The following is a 6,108-nucleotide window of genomic DNA, read 5'->3' on the forward strand; positions in this document are numbered from 1 at the left end:
CGAAGTAGAAGGCATGAACAGTAAATGGCATGACGGACCTGCAGCTATCAGCGAAGATGGGAACACGATGTATTTTGCCAGCGAGACCTTCCGCGATAAAATCTTCGACAAGAGCAAGGAAAAGAGAATCAAATACGGTAAGGTAGGTTTGTTCAGAGCTACCAAAGCAGATGGTAAATGGGGCAACGTACAGGCGCTTCCGTTCAACAACAAAGACTACCAGGTAGGAAACCCGAGTTTGTCCAAAGACGGAAAAACATTGTATTTCTCATCAGATATGTCGGGCACCATGGGTGGGGCAGACATCTGGAAAGTAGCCATCACGGGTGACAACACTTACGGTACTCCGGAGAACCTTGGCGCTAAGGTGAACACCGAAGGAAGAGAGAACTTCCCGTTCATTAGCGATGACAACAAATTGTACTTCTCATCCGACTCAAGACAAGGATTCGGAGGACTGGACGTATTTGTGATCGACCTTGAAAAAGGCACAGAGGCTAAAAACGTCGGAAAACCGATCAACTCGGAGAGAGACGATTTCGCCTTCACCTTCGACAGAGACCAGAATATCGGATTCTACTCGAGTAACCGCGGCGGACAGGACGATATCTACATGGCTATCCCTTTATGTAACGTTCAGTTGAACACTACGGTTAAGAATGCTAAAACGGGAGCTATCCTATCGGGAGCTACCGTGGCTATCTTAGACGATAGAAACAATATGATCGAACACAAAACCACAGGAGCTGACGGCTTGGTACAATACGGAACGGAGTGCGATAAAGCATACACGTTGCAGGTATCCAAAGACGGCTTTGTGAGCAAAACCATCGCGGTGGCCAAATCCAAAGGCGGAGAAATGCCGATTGTGGCGGAATTGGATCCGATCGATGTAATCATAACTGAAACGGAGGTGATCTTAAACGATATCTTCTTCGAATACAACAAGAGCAACATCACCAAACAAGGTGCATTTGAGTTAGACAAATTGGTTCAGGTGATGAAAAACAGCCCGAACATGGTGATTATGGTTAAATCGCACACGGACAACCGCGGAACGGACCAGTTCAATATGAACTTATCCGATCGTCGTGCCAAGTCAACGGTTCAGTACGTGATTTCTAAAGGAATCGCTAAAGACCGCATCTCGGGCAAAGGCTACGGTGAGAGCGAACCGAAAGTACAATGCGACCAATGTACAGACGAGGAACACGCTAAAAACAGACGTTCTGAGTTCATGATCGTGAAGAAATAAATCTTCTATAAAATGATTGAAAAAGCGCCCCAATTGGGGCGCTTTTTTTTGTCTACACGTTTTTTTTGCCAGTCCAAAACTTCATAAGACAAATGTGATTTATCGATTCCTTTTTTGAAGAGAAAACAACTGCTGTATTTGAATTATTAATCTTATTAAATTTTTCATTTCATTCTTAATTATTGGGAATTAGATGTTGATTTTTCTATTTTTTTTTAAAATTAATGAAAAGTTAAGTAAAATTAACAAATACGTAATATTTTGTTAATATGCCTATTATAGGTGAATATGCCAATATTTTTAATATAAATTTGGAAATTATACAAACAAAAAACTGTTTTATTATTGTTATGAAAAAAAATACATTGTTAGTTATCATGTCGTTGTTTTCTGTGCTGGTGTATTCCCGGCTTATAGAAGGCGTGAGTGATGAAGGGTTTTTTTCTTCAGGATGGTTTGTGGAAAACAATGGTTTTGAAAAAAACAGAGGGCCGGAAACTGGTCGTTTTTTGCCAACAAGTTCAGATGCAGTCAACTTAGTTGTAAGTTCAACGAAACGAACAGCAACTGGTTTGTCTTCGCCAGCCGGAACTTCAACAAACAATCCGACAGAGGCTAATACGCTTCCCTTGGCTTGTCCTACACCAACAGGTTTGACAGTAGTAAGTACTACAGGAAATACCGCTACATTGCAGTGGACTCCGGGTGGTAGTGAGACGCAATGGGAAATTGTTGTTCAGGATGAGGGAAATGGGTCAGCAGCAGGGGGTACTATTATACCCGCTGGAACTAACCCTTTTACGGTAACGACGGGATTAAGTCCGGTATCTGGATATGAGTTTTACGTAAGAGCTGTATGCTCTGCCAGTGAAGTGAGTCCTTGGACAACGACGCCGGTAACTTTTTACACAACATGTGATATGTTCCCAATTCCTTTTAGGGAAGGTTTCAACTCGTCGTCTATTACGCAACAGTGTTGGACCGTTGTAAACGGAAACACAGATGCGGATTCGTGGAACATGAACTACGCAACGACTCCTATTGAAGGGAATGAATCTGCCTCGATATTAACAGATGGTAATGGTGGTTTAAATGATGACTGGTTGATTTCGCCAAAGGTTAATTTAAACTCGACGCCTCGTCCGAAACGATTAAGATTTAAATATAAAGTACAGTCAGCAACCGAACCTAATGATTTTAGCGTAAAGGTATCGACAACTGGCCCTGCAATTGCGAATTTTACTCAGACAATAGTTCCTTTGGCATCTTACAATAATGCCACATATCTTGAGAAAATCGTAAATTTAGTCGACGGTACAGGCAACCCATTAACAGGTGGGGTGAATATTGCCTGGCATGTGCCACTCAGCGCTCTGGATGGCAACAGATTGTATATTGACGATGTAGTTATTGAAGATATCCCGACATGTCCAAACCCAACGAACTTAACTGCAAGTAGCATGGGTTATACAAGTGCAACATTAAACTGGACACCGGGTTATAATGAAACGAAATGGGAAGTTATTGCGGTGCCAACGGGGTCGCCTGCGCCGAATGCCGGTTCAACGGGTACGGTGGTGACAACCCCACCTCCGTATGTGATGAATGGTTTACTGGCAACCACAACATATGATTTTTATGTGAGAGCAGTATGTTCTACCACAGATATGAGTGTTTGGACTGGTCCGGTAACGGCAACGACCTTGACTGGATATAACCAATGTTCGATGCCGTTGGACATTCCGGCTAGTAATACAAATCAATGTACTATAGTAAGAAATATGTCATTGGCAGGATCAACAGTTTCTCCGGAAGGAGGAACTTGTGGAACCAATAACTCGGGTGATATCTGGTTTCAATTTAGAGCAATCAATACGGCACACACGATAGATTTGCTAAACTTTACATTCCCGACAACCCCGGCTCCAGCAGGGGTTCCGCAACCAATCGCACTAACACTCTATTCAGGAACGTGCGGCAGTTTGAATCAGATTGCCTGTAGTTTGAACAACTCGATAACAGCCACAGGATTGACTGTCAATAATGTTTATTTGGTAAGGGCATCTATAGATGCTGTTACTACGAACCTGAATGTGAAGTTTGATGTATGTATTAAGACGCCACCACCTCCTGCCAATGGAAGTGCTTTGAATTGTATGATCAATACGGTTAACCCTGATTTTGAACTTCCGTTTGTTCCTGGTCCTGCTCTAGCCTTCCCAAATGACAATACGGTATTGGGATGGAGAACAACCGCATCGGATCATGCTATAGAAATTTGGCCTGATGGTTATGATGGTCATAGGGCTTATTCCGGCAGGCAGTTTATCGAATTAAATGCTTATATGGCTTCTGGGGTGTATCAGGATTATGCAACTCCTACGACCACGGTGTTTAACTACGGATTTGCCCACAAAGGAAGAATGGATCCAGACACTATTATCCTTAAGGTGGGACCTCCGGGGGGGCCATATGTTGAGATTCGCAGGGTTACAACCGGAAATGGTCCTACAGCGTGGAGTTATAATACAGGATCATATACAGTTCCTAACGGTCAGCCGGTTACCCGTTTTATTTTTGAGGCAGTAGATCCTGGCTCTATCGGGAATTTCTTGGATGCCATTACCTTTACGGCAGACAACAGTATCATTTCTGCAAGCCCTTATACTTTAGACTGTAATAATACCACAACAACAGTTACTGCTGCCGGAATAGGACAATGGTCGGCAGACCCCACCAATCCATCAGCTACTGTTATAGCTAATACTACAGCAAACACTACAACCATCACAGGATTTTCTGTGCCGGGTAGTTATAAATACAGTTGGACTACTTTATACTGTACCACTGAGGTTGTAATCACCTATATAAATAATGGAAATGTGGTGCCTACTTTTACTCAGGTAGCGCCGGTTTGTTCTTCAGCGGCTATACCTGCTTTACCGACAACTTCCAACAATAGTATAACAGGAACTTGGTCGCCGGCAATTAATAATATGGCAACCACGACCTATACGTTTACACCTGATGCTGGGCAATGTGCAAATACTGCAACGATGACCATCACTGTGAACCCTGGAGCATTACCTACATTTACTCAGGTTGCACCAATTTGTTCAGGCGGAACGTTAGCGGCTCTGCCAACAACATCTAATGAGGGTATAACGGGAACTTGGTCACCGGCGTTGAATAATACAGCCACAACCATTTATACATTTACGCCTACTACAGGTCAATGTGCAAGTGCAGCTACGATGACTATAACAGTAAATCCTAATGTAACACCGACGTTTACTCAAGTAGCGCCAATTTGTTCAGGAGCAACGTTAACGGCATTGCCTACAACGTCTAATGAAGGTATAACAGGAACTTGGACTCCAGCGTTAAACAACACTGCTACCACGGTCTACACCTTTACGCCTGACCCGGGACCATGTGCGGTTTCGACTACAATGACTATTACGGTGAACCCAATAATTACACCTACATTTACGCAGGTTGCGCCAATTTGTGCAGGAGCTACATTAGCGGCATTGCCAACAAATTCTAATAATGGAATAGCAGGAGTTTGGTCGCCTGCCTTAAATAATAACGCTACTACTATTTATACGTTTACTCCAAATGCGGGTCAATGTTCAGTTGCGACTACTATGACTATCACGGTAAATCCTGTGGTTACACCTACCTTTACTCAGGTAGCGCCAATTTGTTCAGGCGGAACGTTAGCGGCCCTGCCAACAACGTCTAATGAAGGTATAACGGGAACTTGGTCTCCGGCTTTGAATAATACAGCCACAACCAATTATACTTTCACTCCGGATGCCGGACAGTGCGCCTCTACAACACCTATGACCATTACGGTAACGCCTAATGTAACACCGACGTTTACTCAAGTGGCGCCAATTTGTTCAGGAGGAACGTTAACGGCATTGCCGACAACTTCCAACGAAGGAATAGCAGGATCTTGGGCACCGGCGTTAAACAATACAGCCACCACGGTCTATACCTTTACGCCTGACCCAGGGCCATGTGCAGTTCAGACTACAATGACTATTACGGTGACACCTAATGTGACACCGACATTTACGCAGGTTGCACCAATTTGTTCAGGAGCAACATTATCAGCATTACCGACAACTTCCAATGAGGGTATTACAGGTACTTGGTCGCCAGCTATGAATAATACCGCTACAACCATTTATACCTTTACACCTTCTGCAGGTCAGTGTGCGGTTCAGACTACGATGACCATTACGGTTAATCCGGTTGTTACGCCTACATTTACCCAGGTTGCACCAATTTGTTCAGGAGGAACGTTGGCGTCACTGCCGACAACTTCTAATAATGGAGTTACTGGGTCTTGGTCTCCGGTATTGAATAATACGGCCACCACTATTTATACTTTTACTCCGGATGCGGGACAGTGTGCTAATACAGCAAACATGACCATTACGGTTAATCAATTGCCAGCAATAACCGGGACGTTATCAATATGCAATGGCTCAACAACCGACTTAGATGTCGGAATAGGGGTGATGCCTGCGTCAAATCCATGGACTTCATCCAATACTGCGGTGGCTACTATAGATGTCAATGGATTGGTAACAAGTTTATCTCCGGGGACTACTATAATTACCTATACAAATAGTAATGGGTGTTCCGATACTAAAACGGTAACAGTTAACGCATTACCGACAATTTCGGGAACATTAACAACTTGTATCGGAGCAACTACAACATTATCATCTACTAATCCTCCGGCTGCGACAAATGCATGGTCGTCATCAGACGCTACTGTAGCAACAGTTAATTCAGCAGGAGATGTTTTGGGAGTTAATGTGGGTACCACGACA

General features: G+C 43.6%; 2 protein-coding genes. Both read left to right on the forward strand.

The features are described 5' to 3' along the window. A partial coding sequence (locus tag FEDK69T_RS14985; protein WP_035656454.1) for an OmpA family protein occupies window positions 1–1,255 on the forward strand: 1,255 nt, incomplete at its 5' end. 350 nt (window positions 1,256–1,605) lie between these two features. Beyond that, window positions 1,606–6,108, forward strand: a 4,503-nt coding sequence (locus FEDK69T_RS15595; protein ID WP_162147259.1) for a choice-of-anchor J domain-containing protein, incomplete at its 3' end; no start/stop codon positions are given.

It is taken from the genome of Flavobacterium enshiense DK69 (genome assembly GCF_000498495.1).
Lineage (GTDB): Bacteria > Bacteroidota > Bacteroidia > Flavobacteriales > Flavobacteriaceae > Flavobacterium > Flavobacterium enshiense.